The following is a 16868-nucleotide window of genomic DNA, read 5'->3' on the forward strand; positions in this document are numbered from 1 at the left end:
AACAAAATAAAAAAGCCAGCAGGTAACAATGCATATAGCCAACTGCGGCTAAATTCTAAATCGATATTCGATGTTTTTAGCTATATTTTTTTAAAAGGACATAACCTGGCAAATCTACTCGCAACTGTTCATACCTGAAACCGTTGGACAACAAGCTAAAACTTAATAGATGAAAAAGAAAATTGGAGAAATTTTAGTACAAATAATACCCGTTATGATTGGAGTTTATTTGGGGTTCGTTTTATCAAATTGGTCAGAAACGAATAAAAGGAAATCTCAAACAGAACTCTTAAGAAAAAACATTATAACCGAAATAAAATCAAACAAATCAAAAATTTCCGAGGTATTAAATTATCACATAATGCTTAGAGATAGCTCACGAATTATTCAAAATTCAGACAATATTGAAATGAAAACATTACCGCCGTTTTTTAAGGGAACTCGAACCGTTATTTTAGGTAATGGTGCTTTTGACACAGGAATTCAAACTGGACTTATCAACAGTTTAAAATTTCAAGAAATTCAGGAGATTAACGAAATCTACACTATGCAATCAGCATATAAAGATTTTAATCAACTCATACTGTCAAATTTGATGATGAAAATTGACTTTAAAGAAGACGATAATGGTGATAGAAAAGTTTACGGATTTTTAGCAGTTGCAATGACAGACATTGTTTTACAAGAAAAAAGACTAATACAGAGTTACGAAAAATTATTGAAAGAGATTGATACGGAATAAAGCCAGTTGCCAACAAGGTATCACAACAATTGCGGCTTTATGTTCTGCGGATAATTTGATGATAATCTTAAAAATTAAAAAATGAAGAATAAAATCGGTTTAAATATGCAATTTTGGTTTTACCAATTGGAATGGCATTGCTTCGTAAATTTGATTCCAAACCTTTACGTTTAGAAAGACAGTTTTAGGTATTATTTACTTAGTTACATTTATTGTCTGTATATTTTTGATGCTTAAGAAATAAAAAAGCAAATAAATTAATTAAAAGAAAGCCAGTTGCTAAAAATGCGTATGGTCAACTTCACCTAAATCCTCAATCAATATTCGATGTTTTTAGCTATACTTTTTGGCAGACACAACCTGGCCAATCAAACCGCATCTGTCCATACTCGAGACCGTTCTGAAAATCAGAATTAACATAGCTTTAAAAAGAAATCTCTATTAAATGGTATCTTCGTTTAGAGGAAACCTTGAATCTAGAAATATGAAAAGAATGTATTTTAAAGCTATCTTGTTTTTACTGCTGGCCATTGGAGGCGCTAATTTTTCTAATGCCCAGGAAGAAAAAAGCTTTCAGAAACTTACAAAATTGCCTTTACGCGAAGGCGGTTACGACAGCTTTTTGTCACTAATGCGAATCAATGTAGCACAGTCGCAAAAAGAAGAAGGAAATATATCCTCCACACTTTTTGGAAAAGAAAACGACTACACTGTTTATCTTCTAGAACGCTTCAAAGATAAAGCAGCCTGGGAAGCACACCAGGAAAAAGTTTATGCCAGATCTGTTGATGGTATTGCACCAGCAGCTACAATGCAAATGTTAGAATCTACAATGCTAAATGAGATTGCTGAAATTCCTGCTGAACTTACTACTACAGTAACTCCTGAAGAAAATGCGCAAAACATTATCGTATGGTTTACTACAAAACCGAATACGAAAACCGCTTTTATCGAGGCCATGAACAAAGCTATACCTGAAGCCAGAAATGCCGAAGGCAATTTAGGCTACAATATTTATCAAAATGCTGATAATGAAAATGAATTTGTAGTACTAGAGCGTTGGAAAGATCCTGAAGTTCATAAGGCTCACTTGCAGAATGATTACAGTCTTCAGCTAAATAAAGATCTGGAGGGATTATTAACTGAAGATCCTAAGCAAAACCAAGAAGTTTTAAAAAATATCTCAGAATAATAATCTATGCCGAGTAAAAATTTAGCCGCAATGTCAATTTGATATTGCGGCTTTTCTATTCCATTTTTTAACGTATTCGCATATAATTTCAGAAAGCATTTCAGCTTAAAAACTTACTTTTGCGTCATGCTCGCGAAACTTAAAATCCTTCTTCTGCTTCCGCTATTTTTAGGCCTTAGCTGCCAAAAAGAAACAAAGCCAATAAGCCAAAAAAACAATAGCAAAGCTCATATTTTATTCGAAAAAGGTAAAAAAACCGATGATATTTCTCAAAAACTAGATTTCTACCGGCAGGCTTCAAAAGAAGTGAAGGTTTCAGATACTATTCTACCATATATTTTAGACCATCAAATCTACTATTCAATTTATATAAAGGAATACGATTCAGCATTCTTCTTTGCGAATAAAATGCGGAATCTTGCACAAAAAAATAAGGACACATTACTTATTGCTCAGTCATATTACAGAAAAGCAAGAACATTTCTTTCTAAGAAACAATTTGACAATGTTCTGGAAAATATGTACAAAGCGCAGCAATATTATCTCTTGGGAGGCGACTCCATTAAAGCGGGTAAGCGCCTTGTTGAAGTTGCAATAGCCCAAGAAAGATTGGGAGATCTAGCGGGAAGTCAGCAAAATAATACCAAGGCTTTAGAATTACTGCAGTATACCAAGGATTCGGCATTTCTGGTTAGTTTATATAATTCTTTAGCTATTACTTATCGGCGATTAGGCGACCGTGAAGAAGCTTTAAAAGAATTTCAGAATGCGCTAGATCACGCTACTGCTTCAAAAGAAAAAGTTACAATTTTAAACAATATCGCCCTGATACATGCCGATTTGAAAGAATACGAGAAGGCTTTAAATATCTGGCAAGAAATTTCTAAAATTCCCGCCAAAGATAGCATCAATTGGGCTAGAGCTAAAGAAAATCACCTTTTTTATAAATGGTTAAGCAATGGAATCAGGGAAATTGATTCGCTTAAAATCATTGCTAAAAAAAGAGAAGCTTGGAAAGACTATTCTGGGTTATTAGCGAGTTATGCTCATCTAACATCGATATATAGCAAAGAAAAATCTCCCCTTGCTAAAGTCTATGCTGAAAAACTTTTGGATGCTTCAAAAAAAGCAAAGTCTGATGATGATCGTCTTCTCGCCCTGGATCATTTAGTAGATCTTTCTGAAGGAAACTCGAGTAAATCGTATGCTCAAGACTATATTAAACTAAGTGGTAGTTTAAAGAAAGCCAGAATAAATGCCAAAAATCTGTTCGCTAAGATTAAATATGACGAAGAGCAAAAACTAGCTGAAATCAATAACTTACAGGAATTATCGGCTGCTCAAAAGTTAGACCTGCTTCAGCAAAAAAATCAAAAATTGGTGGCTATTTTTGTTATAATCCTGCTTATTCTTTTAGGTGTAGGAATCTATATTTTTCTTCAGCAGCGCTACAAACGAGAAAAACTTAATGAGCGTTATAAAACCGAAAAACAGCTCGCAAAAAAAGTTCACGACGAATTAGCCAATGATGTGTACCAGATCATGTCGCAGCTTCAGGAACAAAAAAATGATGGCATCTTAGATAAACTTGAAAATGTTTATCGCCGCACCCGGGATATTTCTAGAGAAAACGCAGCTATAAGAACTAACGAAAATTATAAGGACGATCTATTTTATATGATCTCAAAAACCGGCGGAAATCATATAAAATTAATTATGAATGGTTTCAGTGCTATAAATTGGGATCTAATCAAAGAGCCTCAAAAGATCGTTATTTATCGGGCTTTGCAGGAACTATTGGTAAATACCAGAAAACATAGCCGGGCTTCAAGTTTGATCATTAGTTTTATAAAAGAGGGCAAATTTATAGAGATCATTTATCGCGATAACGGAATTGGATTTGAAACTTCAGCATTAAAAAAGACTTCGGGATTAGCTAATACGGAAAACCGTATTAAAGACATTGGTGGAAGTTTTACCTTTGAAACCGAACCCGATGCTGGATTTTCAGCAAAAATTAAAATTCCTAGCTAATTTAAGGCAAATTAACTTAGGCAAACCGGTAGGAATACAATTTAAAAGAACTAAAATATTGAGGCAAGCCTCAAATATTGAATCTCGATAATTAAGTAAACAACAAGCTCATGTTTAAACATGTTTTAATTGCAGAAGACCTGGACAGCGTAAATATTGCGGTAACGCAGCTATTAGGCTCTTTAGGTATTAAGGAGATCGAAAATACACAGTATTGTGATCAGGCTTTTTTAAGGTGCAAGAAAGCAGAGTTAGACAATAACCCGATCGATCTGCTAATCTGTGATCTTAGCTTTAAACAAGATTTTAGACAGGAAAAAATTGAAAATGGAGAAGAATTGATCTGGAAATTAAAGAAGGATTTCCCAGCTTTAAAGATCATTGTTCATTCTGTTGAAGATCATCCTACTACGATCTCTCGTTTATGGGATTCTGAAAAGATAGATGCGTACATTTGCAAGGATCGCAATGGAATGCAAAATTTGAAGGATGCCATCGTAAAAGTTTATAACGATGAAAAATTTCTTCCAAAATCTTTAAAAGATGCGCTAAAACAAGATAATATCGTTCAGATCGCAGATTATGAAGTGAGAATTCTAAAGCTACTTTCTGATGGATATACCCAGGAAGAAATTCATGTGAAATTTAAAAAGGAAGGCACTTATCCACACAGTAAAAGTTCTATTGAAAAAAGATTAAAAGACCTAAAAGAAGACTTTGGTGCACGTACCAATCCGCAATTAATAAGCATGGCCAAAGACCTGAAAATCATCTGATAAAATTTAACACTTAGAGATGTAATTTTTACGGAAAACCGTATTGGATTACTAAGTTGTAATACTAAATTTGTAATTAGAAATGCTGATAGGGACGTTTATCGAGTAGGGCGATAAACATGATCTGTTGGCATTTTCTTTTTATTCCAATTTTCGGCTAAAATTCAATCAAAAAACGAACAGTAAATGTCATCTATTCAATGCCCTGCCTGCAAAGAACCTCAGGAAATTAATGTTTCTAATTGTACCAATTGCAGGTTTCCGTTCACCGGGAGTACTCAGGAAAAATCAAAACATATTGCCCAGTTTATCAATAAAAAAAGTGTGATAAATGATGCTGAAGAAGCCCTTTCCCGCAGCAAAAAAATCTTATTTTTAATATCTGGATATAACTTTTTATTTATTCTGGTTTCCATTTTGTCTTCAACTATAGAAGTTGATGTTTTCACGATTTCCATAAACCTTATTTTAGGTTTGGGGTTTGTAATATGCGGATTGTTGCTAAAAAAAAGTCCTATGTTTTTTAGCGTTTTCCCTTTAGGCATGATCTTAGGTTTGTATACCGTCAACTTTATTTTAGATCCAGATCTCGCAATGCGCGGCATTATTTATAAATTAATTATTGTAGGAAGCCTTATTTATAGTATTTATCTATTACAAAAAGCTAAAACATTCAATAAGCAGTTTAGCTCATAAAAAATAGGGTACAAATTAGATTTAATCAATTAATCTTGAGGTCTTATCTTTGCTAAAAATTTAGTCTTGATCAGGATCTTTAGAATCTTAGCCTTTTTTTTATTTGTAGCCTGCCATCTGGCTTTCCTATTGTCGATATTGTTCGAAAAAGTACACAATTTTTGGCTTATATCTGGGATCATTATTTCTACGGGGCTAATCACCTATGCTTATTATCACAAAAACACCCAGGAAGAAGCACATTTTCTAAACGATCTTCAGGATATCGTTTACGTTAGTTTAGGAGCTTTACTCACCTATTTTATTAGCGTAGATCTGGAATTAGGTGCTGTGATCGCGGCTGGTTTTACGGGTACAGTAGCTTCCTATTTACCTGTTATTTTTAGAAAATCTTCGTGGATTAAAAGAGTTCCTGTAGCTGCCTACTGTGGTGCATTTGTGGGGATGACGGCTCCCGCAGTATCCTTAGGATATACGTTTATAATTTTTAGTGCATTTTTAACCGGAGCATTATTTATTTCAGCAAAAAATGTGTTTAACGGATTTGGCGGAAAGCTGGGATCTATCGCTTTTGGCGGCGTAGCTTTGTCGTCGTTAATCGTTTATCTTTTATTTTAATGGAAGCAGCTATTCTCATTTTTACCGGCATATTTGGAGCACTGCTTACCTGGTTTATCAACAACCATAAAGCTAAAGGAGCGGTTAGAGCCTCTGCCCTGCCCTCGCTGATCATCGGACTATTTTTCTATTGTTTCCCTAATTTGCTTTCAGTGTTTCTTACAAAACAAATTCCGCTTTTTTTTATCGGTGCTTCATTTGTTGGGATGGTTTCAATCAAGATTATTTCAAAATGGATTTATGTGGCGATTTCAGGACTGGTTTTTAGCCTGATTTATATAAATACCGGTAAATTTTTTAACGGATTTGGTGGCGCTTTGGGAACAACTGCCTGCATCTCGGTCTTAATAGCGATAGGGCTTGCGAAACTTATTGAACATCGCGGAATTAAAAAGAAAGAGTATTGAATAAACTGAAACAAATTTTAAGCTATTTATGGCCAATTACGGCTAAAAAAGATTCAGACTTTAGTGGCAAACTAGAAGTTACTTGGATCGATGGCAAAAAGGTTTTAGACACCAAAAACGCCAATTATTCTTACGGAGCACTTCAAAAAGTTTTAGAAAACGGACTAAATTTTATCGATTTTCGCCAAATAGAATCGGTTTTAATTTTAGGCCTGGGCGGTGGTAGCGTGGTAAGATCGCTTCAGGAAAAGTTTAATTTCTTCGGAAAAATTTACGCGGTAGAGATCGACAAGAAAATAATTGATATCGCTAAGACCGAATTTGATATTTCAGCAATAAAAAATCTCAACATTCATAAATCTGATGCATTCGATTTTGTAAAAAATAGAGATCAATTTTACGATCTTATTATTGTAGATCTATTTATTGATGCTGAAATTCCCGAGGCTTTTCTTTCTGAAGAATTCTGCCAAAATCTAAGTGAAATTTGCCAAAACTCGCTACTTTTTAATTTAGGTTTTAATCAAAAAGCCGGTGATAAAAGCAAAAAAGTTACTCAATTCTTTAAAGCCGATGAGAAATTTAAAGTTGAAGAATTTGAAAAAGTTGAAGACATAAACCGCTTATTACTGGCTAAAAGAAACCGCTTCACCTCTATTTAGGCCTACTTTCTGTAACATTTCTACTAAAATCGCTACCTATACTTTAGAAAAATGATCTATTTTTCTAAAACATGAAGCTATGCAATTTCCAAAGAAGGAAGAATTTCAAAAACAAAGATTATTAAAGTCGAAATTAGATAAATTACGCGCTAATTTTAAAGAATCTCATTCGCGCTTAAAAGCTAAAAAAGCACGTGGCACCAAGTTAAAAGAGATACTGGAAAAAGAACAACGCGATGTTAAAAAACTTGATGAACTGAATCTAACCTCCCTTTTTTATAACATTTTGGGGAATAAAGACGAAAAACAGGAAAAAGAGCGGCAGGAATACCTAAAAGCAAAACTACAATATGACGAAGCGATCGAAGAAATTAAATTGATCGAAGAAGATATTGCAAAGCTTCAGATAGAAATCGATCTTATAAAAAATTCCGAAGAAAGATATCGAATCTTACTTCAGGAAAAAGAAGAGTTCTTGCTATCACTACAGGATGAGCGTGCTAAAGATCTACAAGAAATTATAGCCGAAATCGAGAAAAATGAGTTACAAATCCAGGAAACAAACGAGGCCTTAGAAGCTTCCAAACCTGTATTGCATTATCTAAACGAAACCTTTAAGCAATTGGAATCTGCAGAAAGTTGGGGAACTTTAGATATGATTGGTGGTGGTTTGATTTCTACCGCTATTAAGCACGGCAAGATCGATGATGCGAAACTTGGGATTTCTAAGGCGCAATTTCATCTTGATAATTTTGCACGAGAATTAAAAGATGTAGACATTCCAGATCGTGTAGATGGATCTATCGACATTGGCAACTTTAATACGTTTGGTGATTATTTTTTCGACGGACTCATTTTCGATTTTATCGTTCAGGAAAAAATTTCAAAATCAAAATCTCACGTTCAACGCGTGTATTTACAGGTTTCCAGAATAGAAACCATGCTTAAAAACCAGCTGCAAAGCTTGGTAAATAATATTAAAGAAAAAGAACAAGAGAAATTGCAGGTTTTAGAATAAATAAATTAAATTTATACAAAAACGTTAGTTATTATGACACATATAGATCCCATCTCCATATCTTCTGATATTAAAAAACAAAATCACCTGATCATTGCAGGTTTGGTTTTTGTGATCGCTTCGATTATCATCTTTATTAACGCAGATCTTTACGCCAAAACTCCAGATTCTTATGCACCAGTAGTGGTGCGTGGTTTAACTACTTTTAGCTTTCTATTTTTTGGTGGTATCACTGCATTATTACTTTTTAAACGGAAAGACGATAAGGCACTATACATGAATAATGAAGGGATTATAGACCAAACTAACGCAAGTAGTGTTGGGCTTATCGAATGGAAAGATATTCTGGAAATTGAAGCTAAAAACATCTATTCTGGAAAGTTCTTACTGATCACTGTAAAAGATCCTGAAAAATACCTTCGAAAATCACCAATTTGGAAAAAGATCATTCTAAAACTTAATTCATTAACAGCTAAAACTCCTTTTAGTATTACTCTAAATTCGTTACAATTGGATGCTGAAACCACAACCGAGTTAGTAAAGGAAAACTATCGCAAATTTAAGTTTAACGAATAATTGGTTTAATTTACCGCACAGATTTTTTCAATGGAATTAGAAAAAATAGCTCCCAGAGCTGATATAGGACAAAATAAAAAAGCTTATAAAAGTTTCTCTCAGTTTATGGGGTTTCTTGACGCATTAAAACAACAAGATCTAACCGATGAAGTGATTGAAAACTTGAATCCAGAAATCGATAAAATTAACGAAGCTCCTCTTAAAAAACTGAACCTTCAGATAAAGAAAAGTCAGCTAAAAATGCTTCAGATCATAGAAAAGGAGCAAAACCTGGTTCCTAAAAATTATTACAAGAAAACCTGGATGCCTTTAGGTATGTCGGCTTTTGGAATTCCTCTTGGTGTTGCTTTTGGTTTCGCATTTGATAATATGGCTTTCTTAGGAATAGGTCTGCCTATTGGCCTTTGTATTGGAATGTTGGTTGGCGCTCAAATGGATAAAAAAGCCGAAAAAGAAGGAAGACAAATGAATATTGAAATGTGATTTAATCAAAAAAAGTAATTCTATTTTTACAATACTTCCCTTACTCCTTTCCCAAAGATGTTACTTTAATCTGGCTGTCTAGCTCCAATATCTTATTGATAAAACTTTCGTTGGTACGCGGACTTATATACAACTCGTTATAAATATCATATTTTAAGATTAGTCCTTTTCTTGCGGTTGCTGGCCTTAAACCTATCCACAGACTTTTACCTTCTACAATTTCGGTTATTTTCTCTAGCGGAATCGCTCCTTTTAGCGGGCCACTTTTATATTTAAAATAAGTTGGTGTAAGCTCGTATTCTGTTCCAAAATTCAACCAAAGTAAGAGTCCAGCGATAAGTATCAATAAAACATCACCTACAATAAAATTTTGGTTTCGGGTATCCTGAGAATAGTAAAACTGATAAGCAAAAGCACAAAACACCAGCGTGGTAAAACCAAAGCTAAGAGCTAAGAAAAAGAAATCTTTTCGGCTTTTAAATTTCATGATTACAATTGGGGTCTTTAAATTTTTACTATTGGTCGGATTTTTCTTTTACAAATTTCAACAATAATGGTAAAGCTGGATAAACCATGTTATGGCCATACCCATTCATTTCGTAAAGATCGATTTCTTTTTGCCCGGCAACTTTCATCATTCTATAGAAATAAGCATTCTCTTCGTATCGCCCAAGCATCTGCATCTCCATTTCACGATCTCCTGTGATCAATAAAGTTGGCGGTGCATCTTTCCTAACATAAAATAAAGGCGCCCATTTATCTACGATCGCCTGTGTCCCGGGAATTCCCTGCTGATCTCTAATCGTAAAATGCGTAATGGTATGCCCGCTAAACGGAATTAATCCAGCCACATCGTTAGCATCAATATCGTATTGGGCTAAATTTTCTTTGTTCATTATTGCCATTAAAGCCAAATACCCACCTGCCGAATGTCCAGAAATAAATATCTCTTCAGTATCGCCATAATACTTTTCAATATTATTAAACACCCAGACGATTGCAGCAGTTGCATCATCTATGGTTTCTTCAGCTTTAATTTTTGGCGCCAATCGATAACCTACACCTACCACTACAACTTCCTTATTTTTTAATTCCTTCGGAATTTCTTTGGAGCCACCAGTTAATCCGCCACCATGAAACCAAACGATCACCGGATATTTTTTATTGTTATCTGAATCTGGAAAATGAATATCCAGTTTAGATTGTTGCTTCATGTATTCTGAAGTTGGATCTTCGTAATACTGAATATCCTTTTCCTCTTTATATTGCTGAGCAAAAACCTGGAATGACAGCAATAAAAGAAGCGCACTTAATTTTAAGTTCATCTTTTAATATTCAAAAAAGTTAATTCGAGGCTATTCTTCAGCAGCTAAAATTTCCTCATAAAAAGGCGTGATTTGATCTGCCATCATTTTATCTTCTTCTATCGAAGGGTGTGCGCCGCATCCAGTTTCAGGAATAGGTTCAAAATCAAAAACATGGATTTTTTTGCCTTTAGTTTCAAAATAAGAAGCTACGCTATCTAATGAGCGATGTAAAATTTCTTCCTTTTCTCATGAGATCATAGGACTATCTAAAATGGCAATTTTTGGATTATCACGAGTATCGATAAGATGTTGAACAAATTCTATATACGCCCCAACATAATCGTCTACACTAAATGCTAAACGCTCATGCTGGCCATCGCCATCTGAAAGATCGTTGGTACCTAAATTGATACTGATAAGTTCTGGATTAAAATCCTTTGCTGTGTAGGTTTCAGGAGAATCTGTACTTAAATATAAGTTATCGTAAACATCGGGAACGGTTGGCCCCATAACATTCCAATTTCTATACATTCCCCAGCCAGAAATTGAGGACAATACAAAATCGGCATCCAATCGATTTGCGGCAATCGTTGCGTAAGAATAATACGCATTATGCGCATCGAACCAGGAACCTTCACCACAGGGAAATTCTTTATTGTCATTTCCAAATCCAGAGGTGATGGAATTTCCTATAAATTCGATCTTAAGATCTGGCTTTTCAGGAGCTTCAGCAATTTCTTTCGCTTTTAAACCACTAAATACTAAATTCCCGGTACTTGCTTCGGTAGCTTTATATAATTCGATTATAGTATCGTTTTTGGAAACTGGAATCTTTAATTCGTTTAAGGTGTCTCCCTCTACTCTTTTCTTTCCTTTATATTCTCCGTTTATAGCCAAGGCCCAAAATGCATATTGCTTAGGATCGTCTACTTTAGAAAAAACACTCAAAGTATCATCTTGTGTATTTTTAAAGGCAATTTTAGAAGCCGGACTAATCATTACCAGTGATGAATCTCTTTTATCTACTCTTCCTGAAATCGTAAAATGTTCAGCATCCTGAGCGGAATAAAGTTTCGATGTTAAATCTTCTGTCTCCTGACAACTTGTAAAACCGGCAACTAAAGCCAGCCCGTAGATTATTTTTTTCATGATGATGAATTTTGCTAAAACCTTAAACTAAATTAAGTAAAATATGTTTTTATCTGAAATCCTTTTGTAAAGAAAGTATATTATAAGCCAAACACCGCACAAAGCTTATTTTATTTGATTTTTTTCTGAAAAAAGTGTGATTTTTAAAACTAGAAACGATTAATGATACAAAGACCTAAGAAAAACGGGGAATGAAATCGGCTAAAGAAGACATTTTACAATATATCGAAGAAAACAAAAACCTCATTTTTAAGATTGTAAATGCCTATAGTTATTATCCTGAAGAACAGGAAGATCTTATCCAGGAGATCATCATTAATCTTTTAAAGAGCTATGAAAAATTTGATCATGCTGTAAAAATTACCACCTGGATGTACAAAATCGCTTTTAACGTAGTGATTTCGTATAACCGAAAAATAAAAACCCAGGAGAAATATTTTGTTCCGCTAAAAGAAAAACTTGTTCATATTCAGGAAGAAAATAAAACCGAGGAAGACGAAAACATTAAGAAACTGAACCAATTTATTCAGGAATTAAAACCTTTAAACAAGGCTTTAATGATCATGTATTTAGATAATAAAACTCACCAGGAAATTGCGGCAGTTCTAGGAATTTCAGCAACAAATGTTGGTACTAAAATAAACCGAATCAAAAAAGAAATTTAAAAAATAAAGTGATGGATATCGAACAATTAAGAGCTGCCTGGCAAAATCAGGAACAAAAACTGGAAGCTTCAAGAAGTTTAAACATAGCTGTTTTAAAAGAGTTCAAATTAGATAAAGCAAAGTCAAAAATTAATCACCTGCTTTTTTTGCCTATTAGCAGCCTGTTATTTTTTAGTCTGCTTATTTGCTATGCCATGCAATTTCTTATTGATAATTTAGAAATCTGGTATTTCGCATTTTCGGCCAGCATAATCCTATTTTTTAGCTTTGCTTTTGTATTTTCTTCTCTTAAACAATTACATGGCATTTTGAGTCTAGATTATCAGCAACCTGTTACCATATTGCAGCAACAACTTTCAAAACTTAAACTTTCAATCTTAATTAATTTAAAGATCGCGGCAGCTATTTTACCTTTCAGTCCTTTTGTTGGAATTTTTGTGCTAAAAGTTTTATTCGATTTTGACGCTACCGAATTTATTTCGCTACAACAAATATGGATCTTTGCAGGAATTACCATAATTCTTCAAATTTTAGCTTTGTTTTTTTCAGCAAAACTGAAATCAAAAAATACTGGCAAAAATTACTTAAACTGGTTATTACAGGGCAATGGTAGCCAGATCGAAGAAGCAAAATCATTTTTAGCTGAAATTGAAGATTTTGAATGATAGCTTAGAATTCTAAAGATTTACTTCAGTAAAAATCCGATAATATACATTTCTGATAATATTTTTATCCGAAAGAGTTACTTATATTTGGCAATATAAACTCCAATTTTACAATCAACTTTAAATGAATAAAACAAAATTATTCCTGATTTTGCTTTTAGCGGTGTCTCAAATCTCAATGGCACAGAATAACGAAGAATTAAAAGAATGGGCAAACCAGGGACAGACCAAAGAAACCGACTTTTTTGCTGAAATTCCTTTTCATTACGTCGATCATTATATTATACTCGATATCGAGCAGAACGATAAAACATACCAATTTATGTTTGATACTGGCGCTGAAGCTAGCGTGATCGACCCAGCTGTTTTAGAAGAATTTGAAACGATTTCTGAAGGTAATGCAGATGTTTTTGGTCCTGTTATAAATAATGGGAAAGTGAATTATGTTTCCATTAAAAACATCGAAATAGGCGGAATTCACTTCGTAAATACTGGTGCGATTGGCATGGATATGGGATTTTCAGAAAAGGTTTTTGCTGAAAAATTAGATGGTATTATTGGAAGTTCTTTAATTAAAAAAGCCGTTTGGCAGATCGATTATAAGAAAAAACTTCTTAGAATAGCCAATAATATCGAGAAGTTTGAACTAGATGAAAACACAGAAAAAATAAATATGCATCTTAAGGAAAGTGGCTGGGGAACTGAAAATGTCGCTTTAACCATCGAAGATGAAGAATTTCAATTTGCATTTGATACCGGAAACGGCCGTAGAAAATTTGTAGCAAACCCTGAAGATCTTAAAAAAGTACTTCGTAAACATAAAAAATCGAGACTAGAATTAAATCTGAAAAATCAACCCACAGATTATCGATTTATAGCAAACACAGTGAAAATTGGAGACATGATTCTGGAAAACCAGATTATTGATGCTGAAAATGAAGTGGGTACCTCCAAGCTTATAGGCAATAGGTTTCTTGAAGATTACTTAGTTACCGTAGACTTCAAAAATCATCATCTTTTTTTAAAGAAAAATAGATCAACCCCAAATGATGAGATTGCTCAATTTGAACTCATTTTTAAACCGAATTATCAATCCAAAAAATTAGAAGTTTATAACGCCGAAAAGGATTTTAATAAAAAACACAAAATTGAAAAAGGTGCTGTGGTGCAAAGCATTAATGAAAAGGATCTTTCAGGATTAACAAAAGAAGCCCTTTTAAATTTTTGGCAGAACGAATGGCTATCCTTGCAAAAGCAGAATTCCTTAGATCTTGTACTTTCTCAAAATGGTAAAAAAGTGAACCTAAAAATCCATAAAATCGATATCAATTCTTGAAAAATATATCTAAAAAACATATAATTTAGGTAAAACCTAACCAACTATAATGCTTAAATTTTTAGCCAAACTCTTTCATTCTTCAGAAAAGAGAAACAATATTAACGCACACCTCGAAAATTTAACACCAACCGGAGAAAAAGCGCTTATTACCGCTCCAGAAATTAAAGGAGAATCAGAATTCAAAGTTTCCGAAATTCTTATCGAAAATGAAGGAAAAGCAGCCAAGGGACAGGTTATTTGCTCCTTGGAAAGTAAAAGCTTAAGCTTCGAATTAGAAAGTTTCGAAAATGCAATTCTGCGATGGAAATGTAAAAAAGGTGATATCGTAAAAACCGGTGACGAAATCGTAGAAATTGAATTGATTAAGTAGTTTTCAGTATACAGTCTCAGTTTACAGTTTACAGTTTACAGTAAAAATGAAAATAGTTTAGCATTACCATTTCATGTCTAAACTCTAATTTCTAGATTCTAATATCTTAAAATGTCACTTCGAGTGTTTTATTTTGTAGCGCAGCGAAAAAATAAAATGTATCGAGAAGTATTTTTCAGTGAGCAGTCTCAGTAGACAATAGGCAATAATTTAAAATTCCAACTTACTAAAAATCCAAAATTCTAACATACCAAATATGCATATCTTTACCCAACAATAAAAATACATGTTGGTTAAAAGGAGAATTCTTCCGCTTATCGTAATTGCTCAATTTTGCTGTACTTCCCTTTGGTTTGCAGGAAACGCGGTGATGACTAATCTTATTACGGACTTTCAACTACCCGAAGAAACTTTAGGTTTATTAACCTCTGCGGTGCAATTTGGGTTTATTTTAGGGACGCTGCTTTTTGCCATTCTTAGCATTGCCGATAGGTTTTCGCCTTCAAAAGTATTTTTTCTTAGTGCTCTTGGCGGAGCACTTTTTAATTTGACGAGTATTTATTCCCAAAATACGATAGAAACTTTACTCCTTTTACGCTTTTTCGTTGGCTTTTTTCTAGCTGGTATTTATCCCATAGGCATGAAGATCGCTACAGATTATTTTCAAAAAGGATTAGGAAAATCCCTGGGGTTTTTAGTCGGTGCGTTGGTAATTGGGACCGCTTTTCCGCATTTACTTAAAAGTCTAACTGCTAATCTTCCGTGGAAATCGGTATTAATTGGCACCTCGATTTTGGCCGTTTTAGGCGGACTTTTAATTCAGTTTTTTGTACCAGACGGGCCGTTTAGAAGTGCCGGTAAATCTGTAGATCTAAAATCATTTTTAAAGGTTTTCAGGAATAAAAACTTTAGAAGCTCAGCTTTTGGTTATTTTGGACATATGTGGGAATTATACAGCTTTTGGGCTTTTGTTCCAGTCATGCTGAAATTATATGCTGAAATTCACCAAACCAGCTTCAAGTTTCCGCTGTGGTCATTTTTGATTATTGGAGTTGGCGGATTGGCTTGCGTTTTGGGTGGGTTTATTGCTGAAAAAATTGGAACTAAAAAAACGGCAATTTCAGCATTAGCACTTTCAGGAATTTGCTGCCTTGCTTCTCCCCTTTTCTTCAGTATAAATTCCGTAGAAATTTTTATCGCTTTTCTTTTATTATGGGGAATTACGGTGGTTGCAGATTCACCTTTATTCTCTACTCTGGTGGCGAAAAATGCAGATCCAGAAGTAAAAGGAACGGCACTAACTATCGTAAATTGTCTTGGCTATTCTATAACAATCTTTAGCATTTTATTGCTGAATTTTCTTGCTGAAACAACAAATAGCACCGCTATTTTTATGATTCTGGCTATCGGTCCTATTTTAGGCTTAATCGCGCTTTGGAAGAAATTTGATTGAAGCAGAATTTTGCTGAAAAAATATGGTAACTTTCCTTCCTAAAAGGAGCTACAACTATGGATTTTGATAAAATTTTTCACTTTTTAATCGATCTTCAAATCAATAATAATAGAAATTGGTTTAATGACAATAAATCAAGATATGAAGAAGCTAAGGACGAGTTTCTACAATTTTTGGGAGACTTTTTACCACAGTTAAAAGCGCTAGATCCACAAATAAATGTAGACGATCCTAAAAAATGCATGTTCAGAATTTATAGAGATGTTCGATTTTCTAAAAATAAAGCGCCTTACAAAACTAATTTTGGCGCTTTTTTCGCTAAAGATGGTCGTCAAAGTGGACACGCAGGCTATTATATGCATATTGAACCCGATCACTGTTTTATTGGCGGCGGAATTTACAAACCTGATTCCCAAAATTTAAAAGCGATTCGACAGCATATTTATGATCATCCTGAAGATTTTAAAAAGATCATTAAAAACAACCAATTTCAATCTTATTTCCCTGATATTCATGGCGAAAAATTAAAAAGAGCTCCAAAGGATTTTCCGAAAGAATTTAAAGATATCGAATTGCTAAAGCATAAAAGTTACGCAATGATCCATCCTGTTTCGAACGAATTTTGGGCGCAGAAAGATCTTGAAAAACAATTGCTGAAAATCTATAAAATTCAGCTTCCTTTTAACCATTTTCTAAACGCGGCGGTAGATTAAGCT

At 33.9% G+C, this 16868-nt stretch carries 20 protein-coding genes; 17 read left to right on the plus strand and 3 right to left on the minus strand.

The window, feature by feature from the left end:
• The first annotated feature begins 169 nt into the window (after positions 1-169).
• From INR75_RS17545 to INR75_RS17595, 11 genes are all read left to right on the plus strand, one after another.
• Positions 170-742, plus strand: a complete 573-nt coding sequence (locus INR75_RS17545; protein WP_223089825.1) for a hypothetical protein — start codon at positions 170-172, stop codon at positions 740-742.
• Between the two features lie 484 nt (positions 743-1226).
• Positions 1227-1934 carry a putative quinol monooxygenase gene (locus tag INR75_RS17550; RefSeq protein WP_223089826.1) on the plus strand — a complete coding sequence of 236 codons (708 nt, stop codon included), beginning with the start codon at positions 1227-1229 and terminating at the stop codon, positions 1932-1934.
• Between the two features lie 126 nt (positions 1935-2060).
• On the plus strand, positions 2061-3968 hold the full coding sequence (locus tag INR75_RS17555) for a tetratricopeptide repeat-containing sensor histidine kinase (protein ID WP_223089827.1): 1908 nt from the start codon (positions 2061-2063) through the stop codon (positions 3966-3968).
• 110 nt (positions 3969-4078) lie between these two features.
• The gene (locus INR75_RS17560) at positions 4079-4744 is read left to right on the plus strand and encodes a DNA-binding response regulator (protein ID WP_223089828.1); all 666 of its coding nucleotides are present in this window, start codon (positions 4079-4081) and stop codon (positions 4742-4744) included.
• A gap of 186 nt (positions 4745-4930) precedes the next feature.
• Positions 4931-5440 carry a hypothetical protein gene (locus INR75_RS17565; RefSeq protein ID WP_223089829.1) on the plus strand — a complete coding sequence of 170 codons (510 nt, stop codon included), beginning with the start codon at positions 4931-4933 and terminating at the stop codon, positions 5438-5440.
• Positions 5441-5506: 66 nt separating this feature from the next.
• Positions 5507-6058 carry a hypothetical protein gene (locus INR75_RS17570; RefSeq protein ID WP_223089830.1) on the plus strand — a complete coding sequence of 184 codons (552 nt, stop codon included), beginning with the start codon at positions 5507-5509 and terminating at the stop codon, positions 6056-6058.
• Positions 6058-6465: a hypothetical protein gene (locus INR75_RS17575; protein ID WP_223089831.1), complete on the plus strand. Its 408-nt coding sequence runs from the start codon at positions 6058-6060 to the stop codon at positions 6463-6465. Before INR75_RS17570 ends, INR75_RS17575 begins: the two co-directional genes overlap by 1 nt.
• Positions 6462-7127 carry a spermidine synthase gene (locus tag INR75_RS17580; protein ID WP_223089832.1) on the plus strand — a complete coding sequence of 222 codons (666 nt, stop codon included), beginning with the start codon at positions 6462-6464 and terminating at the stop codon, positions 7125-7127. Before INR75_RS17575 ends, INR75_RS17580 begins: the two co-directional genes overlap by 4 nt.
• Positions 7128-7206: 79 nt before the next feature.
• On the plus strand, positions 7207-8145 hold the full coding sequence (locus tag INR75_RS17585; RefSeq protein WP_223089833.1) for a hypothetical protein: 939 nt from the start codon (positions 7207-7209) through the stop codon (positions 8143-8145).
• A 33-nt stretch (positions 8146-8178) separates the two neighbouring features.
• Complete coding sequence (locus INR75_RS17590; protein ID WP_223089834.1) at positions 8179-8721, plus strand: STM3941 family protein; 543 nt, start codon at positions 8179-8181, stop codon at positions 8719-8721.
• A 30-nt stretch (positions 8722-8751) separates the two neighbouring features.
• Positions 8752-9204, plus strand: a complete 453-nt coding sequence (locus INR75_RS17595) for a hypothetical protein (RefSeq protein WP_223089835.1) — start codon at positions 8752-8754, stop codon at positions 9202-9204.
• Between the two features lie 40 nt (positions 9205-9244).
• Here the strand turns inward: INR75_RS17595 and INR75_RS17600 are convergent, their stop codons facing one another.
• The 3 genes from INR75_RS17600 to INR75_RS17610 all read right to left on the minus strand — a co-directional run bounded on the left by INR75_RS17600 (position 9245) and on the right by INR75_RS17610 (position 11660).
• The gene (locus tag INR75_RS17600; RefSeq protein WP_223089836.1) at positions 9245-9691 is read right to left on the minus strand and encodes a PH domain-containing protein; all 447 of its coding nucleotides are present in this window, start codon (positions 9689-9691) and stop codon (positions 9245-9247) included.
• Between the two features lie 28 nt (positions 9692-9719).
• Positions 9720-10529, minus strand: a complete 810-nt coding sequence (locus tag INR75_RS17605) for an alpha/beta hydrolase (protein ID WP_223089837.1) — start codon at positions 10527-10529, stop codon at positions 9720-9722.
• Between the two features lie 228 nt (positions 10530-10757).
• Positions 10758-11660: a GDSL-type esterase/lipase family protein gene (locus tag INR75_RS17610; RefSeq protein ID WP_223089838.1), complete on the minus strand. Its 903-nt coding sequence runs from the start codon at positions 11658-11660 to the stop codon at positions 10758-10760.
• A 191-nt stretch (positions 11661-11851) separates the two neighbouring features.
• Between INR75_RS17610 and INR75_RS17615 the strand changes: the two genes are divergently transcribed.
• From INR75_RS17615 to INR75_RS17640, 6 genes are all read left to right on the plus strand, one after another.
• A complete protein-coding gene (locus tag INR75_RS17615; protein WP_223089839.1) occupies positions 11852-12325 on the plus strand; it encodes an RNA polymerase sigma factor in 474 nt (157 codons plus the stop codon).
• Between the two features lie 11 nt (positions 12326-12336).
• Complete coding sequence (locus INR75_RS17620; RefSeq protein WP_223089840.1) at positions 12337-12990, plus strand: hypothetical protein; 654 nt, start codon at positions 12337-12339, stop codon at positions 12988-12990.
• Between the two features lie 124 nt (positions 12991-13114).
• Entirely contained in the window at positions 13115-14326 is a 1212-nt protein-coding gene (locus INR75_RS17625) for a retropepsin-like aspartic protease (RefSeq protein ID WP_223089841.1), read from the plus strand.
• A 49-nt stretch (positions 14327-14375) separates the two neighbouring features.
• Positions 14376-14699, plus strand: coding sequence for an acetyl-CoA carboxylase biotin carboxyl carrier protein subunit (locus INR75_RS17630; protein ID WP_223089842.1), 324 nt, complete (start codon positions 14376-14378; stop codon positions 14697-14699).
• A 286-nt stretch (positions 14700-14985) separates the two neighbouring features.
• Positions 14986-16152 carry a nitrate/nitrite transporter gene (locus tag INR75_RS17635; protein WP_223089843.1) on the plus strand — a complete coding sequence of 389 codons (1167 nt, stop codon included), beginning with the start codon at positions 14986-14988 and terminating at the stop codon, positions 16150-16152.
• A 56-nt stretch (positions 16153-16208) separates the two neighbouring features.
• Positions 16209-16865 carry a DUF2461 domain-containing protein gene (locus INR75_RS17640; protein WP_223089844.1) on the plus strand — a complete coding sequence of 219 codons (657 nt, stop codon included), beginning with the start codon at positions 16209-16211 and terminating at the stop codon, positions 16863-16865.
• Positions 16866-16868: the final 3 nt, after the last annotated feature.

It is taken from the genome of Zunongwangia sp. SCSIO 43204 (assembly GCF_019904275.1).
GTDB classification, from domain to species: Bacteria; Bacteroidota; Bacteroidia; order Flavobacteriales; family Flavobacteriaceae; genus Zunongwangia; species Zunongwangia mangrovi.

What these genes read in the sequence shown, in the direction of transcription:
- INR75_RS17610 (WP_223089838.1), bottom strand. Translation starts at nt 11,660, where the DNA reads ATGAAAAAAATAATCTACGGGCTGGCTTTAGTTGCCGGTTTTACAAGT.
- INR75_RS17590 (WP_223089834.1), top strand. Translation starts at nt 8,179, where the DNA reads ATGACACATATAGATCCCATCTCCATATCTTCTGATATTAAAAAACAA.
- INR75_RS17605 (WP_223089837.1), bottom strand. Translation starts at nt 10,529, where the DNA reads ATGAACTTAAAATTAAGTGCGCTTCTTTTATTGCTGTCATTCCAGGTT.
- INR75_RS17595 (WP_223089835.1), top strand. Translation starts at nt 8,752, where the DNA reads ATGGAATTAGAAAAAATAGCTCCCAGAGCTGATATAGGACAAAATAAA.
- INR75_RS17630 (WP_223089842.1), top strand. Translation starts at nt 14,376, where the DNA reads ATGCTTAAATTTTTAGCCAAACTCTTTCATTCTTCAGAAAAGAGAAAC.
- INR75_RS17575 (WP_223089831.1), top strand. Translation starts at nt 6,058, where the DNA reads ATGGAAGCAGCTATTCTCATTTTTACCGGCATATTTGGAGCACTGCTT.
- INR75_RS17640 (WP_223089844.1), top strand. Translation starts at nt 16,209, where the DNA reads ATGGATTTTGATAAAATTTTTCACTTTTTAATCGATCTTCAAATCAAT.
- INR75_RS17620 (WP_223089840.1), top strand. Translation starts at nt 12,337, where the DNA reads ATGGATATCGAACAATTAAGAGCTGCCTGGCAAAATCAGGAACAAAAA.
- INR75_RS17625 (WP_223089841.1), top strand. Translation starts at nt 13,115, where the DNA reads ATGAATAAAACAAAATTATTCCTGATTTTGCTTTTAGCGGTGTCTCAA.
- INR75_RS17585 (WP_223089833.1), top strand. Translation starts at nt 7,207, where the DNA reads ATGCAATTTCCAAAGAAGGAAGAATTTCAAAAACAAAGATTATTAAAG.
- INR75_RS17615 (WP_223089839.1), top strand. Translation starts at nt 11,852, where the DNA reads ATGAAATCGGCTAAAGAAGACATTTTACAATATATCGAAGAAAACAAA.
- INR75_RS17600 (WP_223089836.1), bottom strand. Translation starts at nt 9,691, where the DNA reads ATGAAATTTAAAAGCCGAAAAGATTTCTTTTTCTTAGCTCTTAGCTTT.
- INR75_RS17555 (WP_223089827.1), top strand. Translation starts at nt 2,061, where the DNA reads ATGCTCGCGAAACTTAAAATCCTTCTTCTGCTTCCGCTATTTTTAGGC.
- INR75_RS17545 (WP_223089825.1), top strand. Translation starts at nt 170, where the DNA reads ATGAAAAAGAAAATTGGAGAAATTTTAGTACAAATAATACCCGTTATG.
- INR75_RS17550 (WP_223089826.1), top strand. Translation starts at nt 1,227, where the DNA reads ATGAAAAGAATGTATTTTAAAGCTATCTTGTTTTTACTGCTGGCCATT.
- INR75_RS17565 (WP_223089829.1), top strand. Translation starts at nt 4,931, where the DNA reads ATGTCATCTATTCAATGCCCTGCCTGCAAAGAACCTCAGGAAATTAAT.
- INR75_RS17635 (WP_223089843.1), top strand. Translation starts at nt 14,986, where the DNA reads ATGTTGGTTAAAAGGAGAATTCTTCCGCTTATCGTAATTGCTCAATTT.
- INR75_RS17560 (WP_223089828.1), top strand. Translation starts at nt 4,079, where the DNA reads ATGTTTAAACATGTTTTAATTGCAGAAGACCTGGACAGCGTAAATATT.